A 17,185-nucleotide genomic window follows, 5' to 3' on the forward strand; every position below is an offset into this window, starting at 1 on the left:
TGCCCTGCCAGTTAAAGCAGGTATTTTAGTGTATCGTAAGCTTTGCGAAACCGTTTGTTTTGTAATTCAAATAGCAGATAGCGTTTAATGTAAAGCAGCAACAGCTTTTTTTTTGCCATTGCAGAGTATGTAAAATTTTTGATGATCAAATTGAAATCGCTGATAACCATTTCCATACGTACTTTGGCGTTGATCATGCTCCATACGCCGCCTTCATGATTGCGGTAACAACTCATTACCTCGGGTATTACATAAATTTTACCGCCGGTATGCTGAGTGGCCCATAGCTTAAACATTTTATCGCCGGCAAAACATTCAAAAAACCAGGGAGCAGAAAACAACTGATGGGTTTCGGGAATGTTGCGATAAACCACAGTTGCAGTTTTTGTTTCTTCTTGTTTCCCCGCCAGTAAATCGGCATACGTATGTATCAGCGGCGTTGGGTTAGGGTGCACATAAAGTGTTTTGTTATTAACGTTTATTACTTTGTGGTAATGGCAGCAAATAACGAAGTCGGCATTGTTTTCCAAAAAATCAACCTGTTTTTGCAGTTTATATTCATTGATCCAGTAGTCGTCGCCCTCACAAAGTGCAATGTACCTGCCCCTGCACTGTGTAATACAATTAATTAAGTTTTTATGTGTGCCTAAGTTGGTAGGGGAGGCTATAAGCTTGATCCTGCCGGGATAGGTTTCTGAATAAAATTTAATTATTGATTGGGTTTTATCTGCCGAGCAATCGTCGCCAATGATGATCTCAAACTTAAAGTTGGTTTTCTGCATCAAAAAGCTTCGGATAGCTTCGGAAATGAATTTTTCATGGTTGTAGGTAATGCAGAGGACACTTACCATTATTTCTTCATCAATCATACTGATCCATTTACATTCGCGGCTGTTACATTTATTTCAGATTCAATTTTATCGGTAACGAGTGTGCCAAAATGTTTCGGCTTAAAGTTGTTGTCAAAGTTTTGTGCACGAAGCAATAACCTGCAAATAAGGTCGAGATCTGAAAGTGACAGCGTATGGTATAAAGGAAGACAAACCACCCTTGACGCAATCGAATCGCATACAGGCATTGGTTGGCTTTTTACATATGGCAATGATGATAGCGAAGGGTAAAAATACCTCCTGCAATAGATCTGTGCCAACTCTAGTTTTGCTTTACTTTGATGCATTAGGGCCTCTGTTTGAAAAACGATGGGGAAGTACGCATAATTGTAATCCTGCTCATTTTCAAGTTTCTGGAACTGAACATCCAGGTTTTCCAGGCGCTGCAGATATTGCTCGTACAAATACTTTCTTTTTTTAAGTATTTCATCAACATGGCGTAAGTTGCATAAACCCATTGCTGCATGGAACTCGCTGTTTTTTGCATTGATGCCTTCCTCCGAGAAAGTGTCAACCCCCGAATATCCAAAATTACGCATCAGGGCCATGGTTTTTAATAATTCCGGATCCTGGGTAAATACGGCGCCGCCTTCAATAGTATGGTATAATTTGGTTGAGTGAAAGCTGGTTACACTGATGTCGCCATATTCAAATACGGAACGGTTTTTATAAAATGTGCCAAAGCAGTGTGCCGCGTCATAGATCACTTTAAGGTTATGCTTGTCGGCAATAGCTTGTATGGCCGTTATATCGCATGGGTTACCGAATACGTGTGTTGCCAGTATAGCCGATGTGTTGGGTGTGATGGCAGCCTCAATTTTAGCCGGATCAATATTCAGCGTTTCAGGATCGATGTCAACAAATACAGGTTGGCAACCCTGCCATACAATAGTGCTTGTAGTAGCAACAAATGAAAATGGTGTTGTGATAATTTCCCCGCTTAAATTAAGCGCTTTAATGGCCAGTTGCAAAGCTATTGTGCCGTTTGTAACAAACAGCATATGGCTAACACCCAGGTATTGTTTTAGCTTTAATTCGAGCGTGTTTACAAGGGGCCCATTGTTGGTGAGCCATTGTCTTTCCCAGATACTTTTAACATAGGCTCTGAACTCCTTTTCGGCAGGGAGAAATGGTTTGGTTACTGGAATCATCTTTTTAGGATTAATTGGTTAAAATCTTTAATGGCAGAAAGTTTAATTAATAAACTGGCGCCATAATAAATTGCAATAAATACTATGAATAATATGCCAATTTGCATAGCCGGGATGAAAGAATCATTGATCAGCAGCTTATCGAGAAAATAACAGCAGAGGCCAATGCTTCCGGCTAATGTTACCGTTGGCAAAATGTCTTTTACCTGCTCGGTAACCGGGTAGTCAATTAAGCGTCCGCTGTAAATGGAATTGATATAGTAGGCTATTATGTTAAAAAGTAACTGAAAGTATAATAGCCCGTAAATCCCGAAGGGAATAAAAAGCAGGATACCGACTACGCTCAAAACCTTTTTAATAACCTCTAACTTTAAAAACAAAGCGCTTTGTCCCATTACTTTTAAAACATTTAAGTTGTATGAATGCAGCGGGTACATGATGCCGCCTATGCATAATAACTGGAAAAACGGAACGGCTGGCAGCCATTTGTCTGTTAATAAGATGTGAAACAAGGGCCTTGCAATAACGCTAAGCAATATAAGTGCCGGTGCGTTCCAGAATACCACCTGCTGCATGAGCCGTTTATACACATTTTTTAGCTGTACCGGGTCATTTGAGATCTCTGCAAACATAGGATAAGTAACTTTATTTATAGCTGCCGAAATGTTACTGATAGGCAGCTGGCTGATTGAATCGGCACGGCTGTAATAACCAAGCTGGGTTGCCGAAAAGTACTTACCTATAATGATCAGGTAGATGTTTTGATAAACAGTATCAATTAAACCCGATAGCGTCATTTTGTAACCGAAGTGGATATGTTTTTTAAAGCACGCTTTATCAAAAATCAATGCCGGTCTCCAGCTTGAGGTGATCCAGTGTATGGCTGTTGATAAAAAGGATGTGCATAAACCCATCCAAACAAGGCTCCAAACGCCATATCCTAATTTTGCGAGTATAATACCTAATATACCGCCGCCAATAGCAGATGGGATTTGAATATTTGTTTGTTTCTTAAATTTCAGCTCTTTTATCAGTAATGTGCTCTGTACCCCGAAAAAAGCATTGATGATCAAAATCAAAGTGTAAACGCGTACTACCTGGGTTAACAACGGCTGATTATAAAAGGCAGAGATCAGTGGTGCCGATAAAAAAAGCAACAAATACAGGATGGTACTGCCAATGATATTAAAAAAGAATACGGTTGAATAATCGCGCTGATCGGCATTGGTTGTACGGATCAGCGAAGCCGTGAGGCCGCTATCCAGGAGGCTGTTGCCAACCGAAATGAAAAGCGACAGCATAGCTATCAAACCAAATTGTGACGGCTCCAGGATCCGCGCCAGGAATATAGATATGCCAAAGCTCACCACCTTTGAACTTAATTGCTGCCACAGCGCCCATACTATGCCGGATACGGCTCTTTGTTTGTAGGTCATAAATTTTTTAAAGCCGGGCGTTAACAACGTTTTCTGGTAAAAATGCCTTCAAATCATACAGTACCGCATTGGGTTTGCAAAGCGCTTTTACATTCATTTCTTTAAACTCCTCGTGGGCAACAGCAAGTAAAACCCCATCGTAGGTGCGGGTTTTTGACTCGCCATTTTCACATATTATACCGTAGGCCTTTTTTGCATGCGTGGCATTGGCCCAGGGATCATGAATATGTACTTTTACTTTATACTCTTCAAGCCGCTTAACTATGTCAATTACACGGGTATTCCTTACGTCGGGGCAGTTTTCTTTAAAAGTGAAGCCAAGTATCAATACCTCGCTATCGGTTATTGAAGTGCCGCGGCAAATCATCTGTTTAATAAACTGATCGGCAACATAAGCACCCATGGAGTCGTTAATACGCCGGCCGGCCAAAATAATTTCGGGGTGATAACCTGCCTCCTGGGCCTTTTGAGCAAGATAATATGGGTCAACCCCGATACAATGCCCACCAACAAGACCTGGCCTGAAATTTAAGAAGTTCCATTTGGTGCCCGCTGCTTCCAATACTTTATGGGTATCAATGCCCAGTTTATTAAATATCATGGCCAGCTCGTTCACAAATGCAATATTTATATCGCGTTGCGCATTTTCAATTACCTTGGCAGCTTCGGCTACTTTTATTGAATGTGCTTTAAATGTACCGGCTGTAATAACCGATTGGTAAAGCTTATCTACCGTTTCGGCTGTTTCGGGAGTGGAGCCTGATGTAATTTTGCGGATCTTTGAAACAGTATGTAGTTTGTCTCCGGGATTGATCCTTTCAGGCGAGTACCCTGCAAAAAAATCAACGTTATAAGTAAGTCCCGATACTTTTTCTAAAACAGGCATACATTCATCTTCTGTTACCCCCGGGTACACGGTAGATTCGTAAACCACGATATCATTCTTTTTTAAAACCTTGCCTACAACCCGGCTGGCATTTATTAGCGGAGAAAGATCCGGCCGGTTGTTTTTATCAACAGGGGTTGGGACTGTTACAATAAATATGGAACATTGCCTTAGTTTTTCAACTTCATCAGTAACATATAAGCCGGTTGCGGTTGTGCAAACAGGGGTAATTACTGCATTTAATTGGTCGGAGTCGATCTCTAAAGTGTGGTCAATACCCGATTTGAGCTCATTAATGCGATCTACATTAATATCATAGCCTATAACCTTGTATTTTTTTGCAAATTCAACTGCCAGGGGCAGGCCTACATAGCCAAGACCGATGATGCCTAATTTAGGTTGATAATTCTCAATTTTCATGATTTCTGCTGATGTTATGAACTGATAAGTTTTGGATTGAAACACGTGTTACCAAAGCGCAATTGATGGTTTCAAAAACCATTAATACATTTTTGCCCTGTATCTGCAGCACCTTACCCATCTGATTTACCAGAGCGCCATCTTTTATTTTAACTGTATCACCAACAGTGAGGTTTTTAAGGCTCACAATTTCCATGTCTTTGTAGTGTATAAGATTTGTCCTGATCTCGTCTATCACGTTGTCCCTCACTACAGCGGGTTTACCCATATAGTAAACAAAACCTAACGCTCCCATTACGTAAAGTGCCCTTGACTGCTCATAGGCATCAACATGAACAAATACATAGGAGCTAAACAGGGGGACACTGACCTCCTTTTTCCTGTCAGACCATTGGTTTACTACATCTCTGACCGGGCAATAGCATTCAATGCCATTTTGCTTCAAAAGCTTGTCCACCTTTTTTTCCCATCTGGGCTTGGTGTAAATAACAAGCCATTTTTTTTCATGATAATTTGTCATGCGAAATTGCGGTGCTCTTAATTGGGTTTCCATAAAATGAATAAAGTTGGATCGGGGGAATTAATAGGGCCTACTATAGCTTCGCCAACTCACTCACATGGCGCAAGTGATGATGGTTTTATAAAAAAATAGTACTTGAAAATTATTAACCTGGTTATCTGATTTATTATAGCTGCAGCCTGTGTTGGCTGTGGCTCCGCCAATCCAGTCACATGGTTAAGCGGTTAATAAAAAATAATCGAACTAATGGTTTATAATATTCGCCGGTTTTACCCGGTAATTTGGTTTATAATAACAACAACTTGCGTTGGCTGTGGCTCCGCCATCCCAGTCACATGGTTAGGCGGCACCTAAAAAAATAATCGAACTAAAAGTTTACAACAATATTTACCGGTTTTACCCGTTTATAATAAAATATAACCGGTGTGTCGGCCTTCCTGTGGCTCCGCCAATCCAGTCACACTGGTCAGGCGGTAAAAAATAGCCAGCTAACGGCTTATATGGTTCTCCGGCTTTACCCGGTTTTTGGTTCATAACAACTGCAACGTACGTTGCTTACGGCTCCGCCAATCCAGTTACATGGTACAGCGGCGTTCAGTAAGACAGTGTAGCTAAAAGTTTATATACATATTAGCATTAACTTTATGCTGTAGTAAAAATGGTAGCTATCAACTGCCATAAGCCGATGCGTATCCATAGCCACCATAAGCATAGGCCTCCCGGTTTTCTTTTTTCGCATCGTTAAACACTACCATAAGGTTATTTAATTTATCATTATCGTAAATATCTCTCAGGATACTCAATTGCTCGGTGTTGGTATAATTATACCGTACAATATAAATGCTCAACTCGGCGTATTTAGCCAGGCTAAAAGCGTCGGCAACAGCGCCAACAGGCGATGTGTCAAGCACGATATAATCAAACTCGGTTTTGCACCAGTTAAAAAGCAGGTCAAGCCGTTTATCTGACAATAGCTCGGCAGGGTTAATTGCCTTACTGCCGCTTCCCATCACAAACAGGTTATCTGATTCATTATAGGCCTGGATACATTCGGCAGGTGAATTGGTATCACCGATTAAAAAATCAGTAATGCCTTTGGTTTGCTCCATGTTGATGTTTTTAAGTAAATCGGGTTTGCGCAGGTCAAACTCCATAATTAATACCCGTTTATTGAGCATGGCAAGGGTTAATCCCAGGTTGATGCTGAAAAAGGTTTTGCCTTCGCCTTTCATAGATGATGTAACAAGCATGGTCTTATGCTGCGTTCCCTGGTTTAGGAAGCCAATATTACTCCTGATATACCTGAACAGTTCTGAAATGTTGGTATTGCTTCCGTTAGATATAACTACCGGATTTTGATCTTCATTGTTATGGCATAACTCGCCCAGGATCTTTATTCCTTTTATATTCAACAGGCTTGACTGATTCTTGATTTTCAGGCTAAATTTATCTTTGAGGAAGATGAAAATCCCCGGTATAAACAACCCTGCTATAATGGCGAATAAATAGGTGAGCTGTTGTTTGGGAAATTCGGCTACAGGATTGGCAGCAGGTTTATCAATCAATTGCGACGACGGGATTGTAGCTGATAAAGACAACGCTGTTTCTTCTCTTTTTTGCAGCAGGTACTGGTATAAATTGGTTTTTACCCCCTGTTCCCTGCTCCGTTGCAAAAGCCCACGTTCAAGCGAGGGAACAGAGCGGATGCGGGAGTCATACTGGGCAGAATTTTGACTGAGCAATTTGTGGCTGATAGAGAATCCTTTTTTAATATTACTAAGATTTTCCATGATATTTACGCGAAGGCTGGCTATCTGGCTGCTCAGGTTTTGAACAAGGGGATTGGCAAGGTTTGCACTGCCCAGCATGCGGTTCCTTTCCAACTGCAGGTCGTTGAAACGGCTAACCAGGGTATTTAATGCCGGGTCCTTCAACCCCATGGTACTGGGTACAGCATCATATTGGTTAGCCGAGTTTTTTAAATATGCTTCAATGGAATTCACAATACCCAATTGAGTATTTGACTCTTCAAGCAGCTGATTATATTCTGCAGATTTTGTCAGATTTACCTGTGTGCTTGCATTGATCTCTGCAGCTCCATTCCTTTGCTTAAAGTTTTCAATATCGCCTTCGGTGTATGACAGGTCTTGTTCTAAATCGTGTAATCGTTTATCAATGAATAAGATGGTATTTACAGCTGTAACGTTTTTCTTAACAACGTTTTCGGCGTTGTAGGTAGATATGATGTTGTTAAGAATATCAACCCCTCTTTCGGGCACAGCATCAACCAGGCTTAAGGTTAAGGTGTTTGATTCTTTAACTACAGGGTTTACCTGTAATAATCCGGCGCTGTAAGCTGCCGCCAGCCTGGTAAGGTTTTTAAACTGGATCAGTATAGGGGTTTCGTTATCTGCATGAGCGGGGCCTTTTTCTACTTTAAACGAATAATCATTGTGATTAATCATTTGGTTATAGCTGTAGGTCCACGTTTTAGTTTCTTCTTTTAATAAAAACTTACTTTGTGAATACGGCTGAATATATAGTTTTTTCTGATATGCAAATTTCCCCATTCTCTTTATAGTAACGGTGAAAGGCCGTTCATTACCATAAAGTTCTTTTACTTTAAAGCCGCTTTCGTCAAAATAGGAGGTTTCCAGGTTAAGCTTTTTGAATACGCTATAAATCAAATCTTTTGATCGCAGTACCTCCATTTCGTTATCTACAGTTTTAGTTTCCTGAAACATGTTCAGATCGCTGAATGCGGTAGCCTTTAAAATGCCATCACCTTTTTTATCGTCGGGGATCTGCAGTGTACTTGTTATTTTATATAGCGGGGTAACATAGTTAAGGTATGTCCAGGCTGCTGCTAAACAGATAACCATGCTTATCAGGAATAAATACCAGCCATTTAAATAAGGCTTTATGTTGTTCCTGAACTTGTTGCCTGGCAAAGGTTCTTTTAAAATAAAATTGTTATCCATGTCAGCTATTCTTAGGTATCTCTAAAACTGTATTTTATCTTCTTAAAAGTACTGCCGCCAATACAGCTAATGCCGAAATTGAGGCTACTACTATTGGTGCTAAGCGTGTACTTTGGCTATACTCAACTGCCTTTGATTTGTCGGGCTCTACATAAACAATATCATTTTGTTTAAGATTGAAGTAAGGCGAATCCATCGATTCAACTTTATTCAGGTTAAGGCGGTTCATTGTTCTGCGTCCGTTTTCTGTGCGGATCACCAGCACATTTTCCCTTCGTCCATAAACTGTCATATCCCCGGCCATACCTAATGCTTCAAGTAAGTTTACATTTTCGTCGGTTATTATAAATGTTGATGGTTTATTAACTTCGCCTATCACACTTATTTTAAAGTTTAGAAGCTGGATGTCAACCACCGGGTTTTTAACAACAACTGATAGTTTTTTAGCTATTTCGATCTGTGCTTCCTCTATGGTTTGTCCTTCAATTTTATAGTCGCCTATGAGCGGTAAATTCACAAATCCATTTTCATTTACCTTGTATCCGCCACGGGTTGATTGATTGCTTAAGCCTGCATTTTTGTTGCCATTAAACAGCAGGTTCGATTCGGGGTTTAAGCTGTTAACAGTTACATTTAAAATATCTTTCTGATGAATGACTACTGTTCCGCTTGTATTGTTATTTCCAGCACTTGTATTTGTCATGTTGCTGAAATAAACAAGATCACGACTCCCGGCACATCCGGTTATCAATAGCAATGCTGTAATGAAACAGTATATATTAATTTTTTTCATCATCAATAGTTTAAGAGAGTTTAGGAAACTATTTTGAACTGGTTTATTTGGTTAGTCAAATTTATCTATTTGGGCATCGATAGTATACGGTTTTAGTCGATTGCCACTTTTTTGTAAACCTGTATCTTAGTTTTTACAGAACATGTAAAGCGGCAATGCAGGCATGTGTAAAGGGATGAGAAAAAAGTGTCTTATTTGGGAATTTTGGGCTACATTTTCACATAATAGTGGTTACACCCAGAAAGAGTAACACATAAAAAAGCAGGCTTAAGCCTGCTTTTTTATGGAGTTTGTTGGTTAATTATTACAAATTTATTCAACCGTAACTGATTTGGCCAGGTTACGGGGCTGATCAACATTACAGCCCCGTTTTACAGCTATATGATAGGCGAGAAGTTGTAGTGGGATAGTGGCGAGCAGCGGTAAAAAGGCTTCATCTGCATCGGGGATTTCAATGCAATAATCGGCCATGTTTTTTACTTTAACATCGCCCCTGGTAACAATTGCTATTACTATTCCTTTCCGGGCCTTAACCTCCTGTATGTTGCTAATCACCTTTTCGTACGACGAGTTTTTTGTGGCGATGAAAATCACCGGCATCTGCTCATCAATTAACGCAATGGGCCCATGCTTCATTTCGGCAGCGGGGTAACCTTCGGCGTGGATATAGGAGATCTCCTTCAATTTTAAAGCTCCCTCCAAAGCCACCGGAAAGCCAAAGCCCCGGCCCAGGAACAAGCAGTTAGGTGCATTCTTTATTTTGGAAGCAATGTCTTCAATTAATTCATTATCCTGCAGCAGCGTTTGTATTTTATCGGGTATCGTATCAAGCTCCGTTAACAAATTGGTGAGCTTGCCTGGCGTTAAAGTACCTTTGTGCTGTGCGATATATAAAGCAATTAAAGTTAAAACAGTAACCTGTGCTGTAAAGGCCTTTGTTGAAGCCACACCTATCTCCGGCCCGGCATGGGTGTAAACCCCTGCATCGGTTACGCGCGGAATCGACGCGCCAACAACATTACAGACACCCAGGATGGTTGCACCCCGTTCTTTAGCTATCTCAATGGCGGCTAATGTGTCGGCAGTTTCGCCCGATTGAGATACCGCCATTACAATATCCTTGTCGGTAATTATGGGGTTGCGGTACCTGAATTCGGAAGCATATTCAACCTCTACCTTAATGCGCCCGTATTCTTCAATAAGGTATTCGCCTGTTAAGCCGGCATGCCACGAGGTGCCGCAGGCAATAATAATTATCCGCTCGGCATTTTTAAGCTTATCGGTATATTGTTTAATGCCTCCTAACTCAACCTTACCTTCAAGCGGGAAGATGCGGCCGCGCATACAATCTCTTATTGATCGCGGCTGCTCAAAGATTTCCTTCATCATGAAGTGCTCAAAGCCGCCTTTTTCTAACGATTCAAGCTTTAATTCCAGTTCCTGGATCAATGGGGTTTGCACAACATTGTCAAGCTTCTTTATTAAAAGCCCGCTTGGTTTTACCTGTACTATTTCGTTATCCTTTAAATACACTACGTTTTTTGTGTATTCGATAATAGGGGTGGCGTCTGATGCAATAAAATATTCGCCATTGCCAACACCAATAACCAGTGGACTGCCTTTTCGGGCGGCAATCAGTTGATCAGGATTTTCCCTGTCCAGGACAACAATGGCGTAAGCACCTATCACGGTATTTAAAGCTAAGCGGACAGCTTCCAATAAATCTGTTTGTTCGATATTTTGAATTTCCTCAATTAAGTGGATCAGGATTTCAGTATCCGTTTCACTTTTAAAGGTGTGCCCCCGGGCAAGCAATTCTTCTTTAAGGATCAGGTAATTTTCGATGATCCCGTTATGGATAATGTGCAGGCGGTTATCGTTTGAGCTATGCGGATGCGAATTTGCATCAGACGGGGCGCCGTGTGTGGCCCACCTGGTATGGCCTATGGCAACATGCCCGCTTTTGTCTTTATCGGCTGTGTGCTCCTCAAGACACGCCACTTTTCCGGTTTTTTTATATACACTGAAGCCTACATTATTTATAATAGCAATACCGGCGCTATCATAACCACGATATTCTAATCGTTTGAGGCCGTTTAACACAACGGGCCACGCATCTCTTGATCCGATGTAACCAACAATTCCGCACATAGTTTTAGGTCTTTAAATGATAAATTAAGTTTATTTGTTACTTGGTGAGTAAAATTATTTAATTGACTATCAATAAAGTATGAGCCCTGTTCAATTGCCCGTAAATTGTAAATCTGATGCCGTTTTACACGTTTAAACTGTAAAAGGATATAAATTGCTTTACATTTTAGTTTGTTGTGTTATATGATAAGCTACCTGGAGGTATTTCTTACTCAATGATTAGAGAATCAATTTGCGTCGGGGTTACTGTGACTGGCCTCCTGAACTTGCAATGCCCTGATCAGATTTTGGCTGTGAAGTTTGTTGCGTGATTTTACAGAATGATATACGATCGTAGTGCCGCTATTTTTTATCATTTTATTTTGAGTTAGGTTTAATTAACCAAAAAGAACCTGACAATGATATTCAACTCATTTACTTTTCTGCTGTTTTTTCCTGTGGTAACAGTTTTATATTTCCTGGTGCCTCATAAATTCAGGTGGCTGCTGCTGCTTTCAGCAAGCTGCTATTTTTATATGTTCTTTAAGGCCATATACATCCTTATCCTGTTTTTTACCATAATTATTGATTACACAGCCGGGATTTATCTTGAAAAAGTTAACGACCCTAAAAAGAAGAAACTTTTGTTGATCCTGAGCCTTACGGCTAATATCGGGGTGTTGGCGGTATTCAAATACTTCAACTTTTTTAATGCCAATTTATCCGGGATATTGTACTGGATGGGTTATACTAATCCGATTCCGTTTTTACAGATTTTGCTCCCGATAGGGTTATCATTTCACACATTCCAGGCGATGAGCTATACCATTGAGGTTTATCGTGGCCATCAACAGGCCGAACGTCATTTTGGTATTTATGCTTTATATGTAATGTTTTATCCTCAATTGGTTGCCGGCCCTATTGAACGGCCTCAAAACCTGTTACCACAGTTTAAAACCGAGCATCGTTTTAATGCCCTGGATGTTTCTGAGGGATTAAAAAGGATGCTGATCGGTTTTTTTAAAAAGGTTGTTGTTGCCGATAGGCTATCTATATATGTAAAAACTGTTTTTAGTAATTATCCCGAACACGGATCGGCTACAATCGTGCTGGCTTCCTTGTTTTTTGCAGTCCAGATCTATTGTGATTTTTCTGGTTACTCGGATATCGCTATTGGCAGCGCAAGGGTGATGGGCTTTAAACTAATGGAGAATTTTAAGCGGCCTTATTTTGCAAAAAGTATAAGCGAGTTTTGGAGCAGATGGCATATCTCACTTTCTACCTGGTTTAAAGATTATGTTTATATCCCTTTAGGAGGCAATCGCGTTAGCAAAGGCCGGTTATATTTAAATTTATTTGCCGTGTTTATGATCAGCGGCTTATGGCATGGTGCTAACTGGACATTTATTGTTTGGGGGGCTTTACACGGTTTTTACCTGATCTGCGGAATGGCAACGCAGAAATGGAGGGCTGCAGCAGCAAATAAATTGAGTTTAGGTAGCGGAGTGCTTGCCAATTTTTTAAATATATCTTTCACAATTTTACTTGTCACTATCAGCTGGATCTTTTTCAGAGCTGTGTCGTTACAGCAGGCCTGGGGTTTGCTAAAAGGAGTTTTTATTTATAAACCGGGTTTCTTTATCGGAGAACCTTCTTATTTTCTGTATGATTTGATGGCTATAGCTGCATTGTTTTTTTACGAATTAAAACAAGAGTACGGCCTTCATTCATTGCGGTTTCTGCATAGCGAAAACTGGGGGATCCGTATGGCCTCCTATTTAGGGTTGGTTTTCATAATCCTGCTGTTTGGAGTTTTTGATGGCGGACAATTCATTTATTTTCAGTTTTAAATTATGAAGCAGTTGAAAGAAAATAGCAATAAATTCTTTACCAGGTTGTTATTGATGATCGTGGCTTTTGTAGCTGTTGATCAGGTAGCAGGTGCTTGTCTTTATTATTTTTTTACACACCAGGCTTCGGGCGAATACGCCGTAGCTAATCATGTGGTATATAATTTAAATGAATATGTGTTGGTTTTGGGTAGTTCAAGGGCCTCGCACCACTATAACTCCTCACTTATAAAAGATGGTTTGAACCTAAGTTGTTTCAATGGCGGCAGGGATGGCGAAGGGCTTTTATACAGTACAGCAATATTTGAACTGGCATTGCAGCGGCATGTTCCTAAGGTTGTTGTTTTAGATGTGACCAGCGATGTGTTAAGTGAAAAGGAGGATGAAAAAAACAGGCTTTCTATTTTACTGCCCTATTTAAAACAATCGGACGTTATTGGGAATATGATTGAAAAGAAAGGCCGGTTAGAATTATTAAAAAGCCATCTTCAAACTTACCGCTATAATGGCCAGGTGGTTTCCATATTTCAGCATTACTTTTTATCATCAGGTAATACTGTTATGGGTTTTAACCCTTTGGATAATAAGATGGATGCCAGCAGGGTTTCAATTCATACATCGCTTAAACCCTATTCAGACAGTATATCTGCCGATAATGTAGATGCACTGAATTTGTTTATAAATGAATGTAAGCGGCAAAAAATCCAGCTGTTTGTTTTTGTATCGCCAAGGTATAACGATGATACCCAACAGAACTCTTATTTAAAATTGAAGCGTATTTGTAATAGTAACAAGGTTATTTTTCATGATTTTACCAACGATGTATATTTTAAAAACCCGGAATACTATTCGGACAGGGCGCATTTGAATGGCAGGGGAGCTGATCTGTATACTGATACTATTGTGGCCTTCATGAAGAAAAGGCTAAGCCCGGAGGCTAACGTTCAATACCTCAGCAGCGAAGAACCGGTATCTCAAAATTAATATTCCAACTGCAGTGCGCAGCAATAAAAAGTAAAAGGCCGCTTTTATGATAATTCATAAAGCGGCCTTTTACTTAGAATGGGGGATGAATAATTTAATTAATTAACTGTTTTAACACCAGCACCTGCTGTTACTACTGCAGGAACGTTTGCAGCAGGGGTAAGCAGAGAAGCGTAAGAGTATGAGGGTACCCACGTTGATAAAGATGAGGTAATGTCGTTTTTACCGCAATTAGAATAAACGTTAGTTGTTGTACCGCTGAAGTAACCTACAGGGTCGCCGTCTAAGTTAGTAGTAAGGGGTTTTTTACAGCCTGAGAAATACTCATTATCTGTTCTTACCATGCCACCGTACCTTGCGCCGATAGAATAACCATCATTGTTTAAGTGGTAGTTGTTGTACATGTGGATGCTACCGAATACCAACGTTGGTTCCCTTTCAGATACATTGTACCAGTAGTTGTGGTGTACTGTAACGTGTAGTTTGCCTGTGTTGGCTGCAACAGCATCGCTTGTTACCGAACCAATAAGCAATGACAGGTAGGTGTCATGGAATTTGTTCCATGAAATGGTTACGTAGTCAGAACCTTCGGCGATGCCGATGTCTTTACCCCAGTAATCCCAGCCATGGCTGCGGTCTGTAGCAAAATCGCAATGATCAATCCAAACGTGGTGTGATTGGAATTTAACATAGATACCACATTCAGTTACATAGTTTCTAAACGTAACGTTTTGGATGATGATGTTGCTAACTGTGAAAAGGTAAAGGTTCAAGCTTTGGATAACGGCGCCGGTTTTACCGATGATGGTGGTATTTGAACCAACATACACTGGAGTTAAGCCTGATCCGCTAATTGTTCCGGAAACATACACAATCTTAGGCGAATTGCCTGCCACTGCAGATTTGAACGCGGCCAGTGTGCTAACGGTTACTGTGGTACCGCCCTTACCGCCGGTTGTAGTGCCGTTAACAGCAGCATAGCCGGTTAATACTGTACTTAATACAGAGCCGGTTGCTGGTGATGTTACGGGGGCACTCGTAGCAGGAGCTGTTGCGCCGCTGGTTGCAGTACCGGTAAGGGTATAAGTGTACTTTCTTCCGTTTGTCAGAGGGTTGCTGTTGTCGGAAGTTGAGAAGTACAATCCTGTTCCCCAGTGACTGAAGCGACCTTTACCAAGGTCCCTGATGTCAGTGTGGACAGAGTGGGCCGGACCTAATGCAACACCGTTTTCATAAACTTTAAGTGTTGATGAGGTTGGCGCCTCATTTGAATCTCCGCTTACGGAAATAGGGCTAACTTTGTAAGCGTAGCCTTCATCATGGCGGATCGAAGAAACGTCCATCGTGTAAACGGTGGACGTTGTGGCGGTTGTTGCCAAGCTTGCGCTGGCGTTTAAATCATTAATTGGAACGGTTACTGGTTGGTCTGCATTTTTGGAGCAACTTCCGATGAGGATAATTGCGCTCAGTGCCAAACTGCCAAAAGTCATTTTTTTTAAGGATTTTGTTTTTTGCATGTTATAATTTTTAATTAAGGCAACGAAACGCGACCTTATATTAAAAATTACCGTTAATTTTTCCCTAAAGATATAGACTAAAGTCTTAGATAGTTCAAAAGTGTCGATTCTGTTGTTTAAACGTATAAAATTGTGTGTATTTATAACACGTATAGTTGTAAAGGATTTCACACTTCATGACATTTAGATGACAATTTTAGCTCAAAAGAAAAAACAATTTTCGTCATTTATTGTCTCTTGATGCTTTGAATTTGACTTTTATCCAGGATTTTTAACTTGCAATTAAAGCTTTAAATTGTGAAGGCAGCTTTACAAAAAGCAGGTGCTTAGTCTGATCACTAATACATTTTTTAACGTGCTTATTGAATTTTAACTTCTCCTTCAAACGACTTCACAAATAATTTTGGTGAAAATGATGACATAAATTCTTCTGCTTTGAGTACCATATCCATTGAACCGATAAATATGGAAGAGCGCTGGTGCAGCTCCTTTACTTCAATTTCCATAATCCTTTTGTATCCGTCTGATGCTTTGCCGCCTGCTTGTTCAATAATATAAGCCATAGGGTTACATTCATAAATGAGCCGGAGTTTTCCTTTTTTTGCGCCAGTAGTAGGTGGATAGATAAAGATCCCGCCTTTTATTAAAGTCCGGTGTATATCTGCAACCATCGATCCCGTGTACCTGGAAGTATATGGCCGTTGAGTATCCGGATCCTCTACCTGGCAATATTTTATGTATTTTTTTACCCCATCCGGAAAATGAATGTAATTACCCTCATTTATGGAGTAAATTGTGCCCGTAGCCGGTACAGTCATGTGAGGATGTGAAAGACAAAACTCCCCGATAGAGGGATCAAGAGTAAAGCCATTCACCCCCTTGCCTGTACTATATACCAGCATGGTTGAAGAGCCATAAATAACATATCCCGCAGCCACCTGTTCGGTACCAAGTTGTAGTACATCTTCATTGGTAGATGATTTACCGTTCTCAGATTTTCTTCTGTAAATGGAGAATATGGTCCCTACGCCTACATTAACATCTATGTTGGATGATCCGTCTAAAGGATCGAGTGCAACAACATAGCTTGCCTCTTTTGAAATATCCGAGTCAATAACCAGGTATTCATCATTTTCTTCCGAAACAACTATACAGCACTCACCGCCGCTTCTTAAGGCTGCAATGAACTGTTCGTTAGCATAAATATCCAGCTTTTTTTGTGATTCCCCCTGGATATTGGATGAACCGGCATCCCCTAAAATATCTACAAGGCCAGCTTTATTAATTTCTCTGTTTACTATTTTAGCAGCGATCCCAATATCACGAAGTAGCCGGGAGAGTTCACCTTTTGCATAAGGAAAATCTTTTTGCCGTTCAATAATAAATTGTCCAAGGGTTTTAAATGCCGTCATATTTTTCAAGGTTTAATGTTGTTTTAATCCGGTTGGTTAAAAGAGGATTTAAGTAAAATGGTTAAAGGAATATGTGTATCAATTGCCAATTATAAGTTGTGATTTGCCTTTTGCATCTTCAATTCCGCTAATTATTTACGCAAACGTTTGCGTTTTGTTAACAGCTATTGGCGGTTTAATTCTAATCGCCATCTCAACTAACCCTCTGATATCTC

Annotated in this window: 12 protein-coding genes; 2 read left to right on the plus strand and 10 right to left on the minus strand. The window is 40.4% G+C overall.

All coding sequences use genetic code 11. The features are described 5' to 3' along the window. Window positions 1-11: 11 nt before the first annotated feature. From SNE26_RS05320 to glmS, 8 genes are all read right to left on the minus strand, one after another. On the minus strand, window positions 12-869 hold the full coding sequence (locus tag SNE26_RS05320; RefSeq protein ID WP_321558326.1) for a glycosyltransferase: 858 nt from the start codon (window positions 867-869) through the stop codon (window positions 12-14). Continuing rightward, complete coding sequence (locus tag SNE26_RS05325; protein WP_321558327.1) at window positions 866-2,041, minus strand: DegT/DnrJ/EryC1/StrS family aminotransferase; 1,176 nt, start codon at window positions 2,039-2,041, stop codon at window positions 866-868. The genes SNE26_RS05320 and SNE26_RS05325 overlap by 4 nt, the downstream gene beginning before the upstream one ends. Beyond that, window positions 2,038-3,477 (minus strand): lipopolysaccharide biosynthesis protein, encoded by a 1,440-nt coding sequence (locus SNE26_RS05330; RefSeq protein WP_321558328.1) that lies wholly within the window; start codon window positions 3,475-3,477, stop codon window positions 2,038-2,040. The genes SNE26_RS05325 and SNE26_RS05330 overlap by 4 nt, the downstream gene beginning before the upstream one ends. A 7-nt stretch (window positions 3,478-3,484) precedes the next feature. Beyond that, window positions 3,485-4,783 carry a nucleotide sugar dehydrogenase gene (locus SNE26_RS05335; protein WP_321558329.1) on the minus strand — a complete coding sequence of 433 codons (1,299 nt, stop codon included), beginning with the start codon at window positions 4,781-4,783 and terminating at the stop codon, window positions 3,485-3,487. Beyond that, entirely contained in the window at window positions 4,773-5,336 is a 564-nt protein-coding gene (locus SNE26_RS05340; protein ID WP_321558330.1) for a UpxY family transcription antiterminator, read from the minus strand. The genes SNE26_RS05335 and SNE26_RS05340 overlap by 11 nt, the downstream gene beginning before the upstream one ends. A gap of 635 nt (window positions 5,337-5,971) precedes the next feature. Then, entirely contained in the window at window positions 5,972-8,284 is a 2,313-nt protein-coding gene (locus SNE26_RS05345) for a polysaccharide biosynthesis tyrosine autokinase (protein ID WP_321558331.1), read from the minus strand. Between the two features lie 34 nt (window positions 8,285-8,318). Then, complete coding sequence (locus tag SNE26_RS05350) at window positions 8,319-8,987, minus strand: polysaccharide biosynthesis/export family protein (protein ID WP_321558332.1); 669 nt, start codon at window positions 8,985-8,987, stop codon at window positions 8,319-8,321. A gap of 402 nt (window positions 8,988-9,389) precedes the next feature. Beyond that, complete coding sequence (glmS, locus tag SNE26_RS05355; RefSeq protein ID WP_321558333.1) at window positions 9,390-11,228, minus strand: glutamine--fructose-6-phosphate transaminase (isomerizing); 1,839 nt, start codon at window positions 11,226-11,228, stop codon at window positions 9,390-9,392. Between the two features lie 398 nt (window positions 11,229-11,626). Here glmS and SNE26_RS05360 point away from each other — a divergent pair, with 398 nt between their 5' ends. Both SNE26_RS05360 and SNE26_RS05365 read left to right on the plus strand, forming a co-directional pair. Then, a complete protein-coding gene (locus tag SNE26_RS05360) occupies window positions 11,627-13,057 on the plus strand; it encodes an MBOAT family O-acyltransferase (RefSeq protein WP_321558334.1) in 1,431 nt (476 codons plus the stop codon). A 3-nt stretch (window positions 13,058-13,060) separates the two neighbouring features. Then, window positions 13,061-14,041 carry a hypothetical protein gene (locus SNE26_RS05365; protein ID WP_321558335.1) on the plus strand — a complete coding sequence of 327 codons (981 nt, stop codon included), beginning with the start codon at window positions 13,061-13,063 and terminating at the stop codon, window positions 14,039-14,041. A 98-nt stretch (window positions 14,042-14,139) separates the two neighbouring features. On the opposite strand, the gene SNE26_RS05370 is transcribed toward SNE26_RS05365, so the two are convergent. Together SNE26_RS05370 and fbp are read right to left on the minus strand one after the other, a co-directional pair. After that, window positions 14,140-15,558: a pectate lyase gene (locus SNE26_RS05370; protein WP_321558336.1), complete on the minus strand. Its 1,419-nt coding sequence runs from the start codon at window positions 15,556-15,558 to the stop codon at window positions 14,140-14,142. A 359-nt stretch (window positions 15,559-15,917) separates the two neighbouring features. Then, entirely contained in the window at window positions 15,918-16,970 is a 1,053-nt protein-coding gene (gene fbp / locus SNE26_RS05375; protein ID WP_321558337.1) for a class 1 fructose-bisphosphatase, read from the minus strand. Window positions 16,971-17,185 lie beyond the last annotated feature (215 nt).

Source organism: Mucilaginibacter sp. cycad4, from assembly GCF_034263275.1.
Taxonomy (GTDB): Bacteria; Bacteroidota; Bacteroidia; order Sphingobacteriales; family Sphingobacteriaceae; genus Mucilaginibacter.

Coding starts and splice junctions, on each gene's coding strand:
- SNE26_RS05320 (WP_321558326.1), bottom strand. CDS start 869: ATGATTGATGAAGAAATAATGGTAAGTGTCCTCTGCATTACCTACAAC.
- SNE26_RS05325 (WP_321558327.1), bottom strand. CDS start 2,041: ATGATTCCAGTAACCAAACCATTTCTCCCTGCCGAAAAGGAGTTCAGA.
- SNE26_RS05330 (WP_321558328.1), bottom strand. CDS start 3,477: ATGACCTACAAACAAAGAGCCGTATCCGGCATAGTATGGGCGCTGTGG.
- SNE26_RS05335 (WP_321558329.1), bottom strand. CDS start 4,783: ATGAAAATTGAGAATTATCAACCTAAATTAGGCATCATCGGTCTTGGC.
- SNE26_RS05340 (WP_321558330.1), bottom strand. CDS start 5,336: ATGGAAACCCAATTAAGAGCACCGCAATTTCGCATGACAAATTATCAT.
- SNE26_RS05345 (WP_321558331.1), bottom strand. CDS start 8,284: ATGGATAACAATTTTATTTTAAAAGAACCTTTGCCAGGCAACAAGTTC.
- SNE26_RS05350 (WP_321558332.1), bottom strand. CDS start 8,987: ATGACAAATACAAGTGCTGGAAATAACAATACAAGCGGAACAGTAGTC.
- glmS (WP_321558333.1), bottom strand. CDS start 11,228: ATGTGCGGAATTGTTGGTTACATCGGATCAAGAGATGCGTGGCCCGTT.
- SNE26_RS05360 (WP_321558334.1), top strand. CDS start 11,627: ATGATATTCAACTCATTTACTTTTCTGCTGTTTTTTCCTGTGGTAACA.
- SNE26_RS05365 (WP_321558335.1), top strand. CDS start 13,061: ATGAAGCAGTTGAAAGAAAATAGCAATAAATTCTTTACCAGGTTGTTA.
- SNE26_RS05370 (WP_321558336.1), bottom strand. CDS start 15,558: ATGCAAAAAACAAAATCCTTAAAAAAAATGACTTTTGGCAGTTTGGCA.
- fbp (WP_321558337.1), bottom strand. CDS start 16,970: ATGACGGCATTTAAAACCCTTGGACAATTTATTATTGAACGGCAAAAA.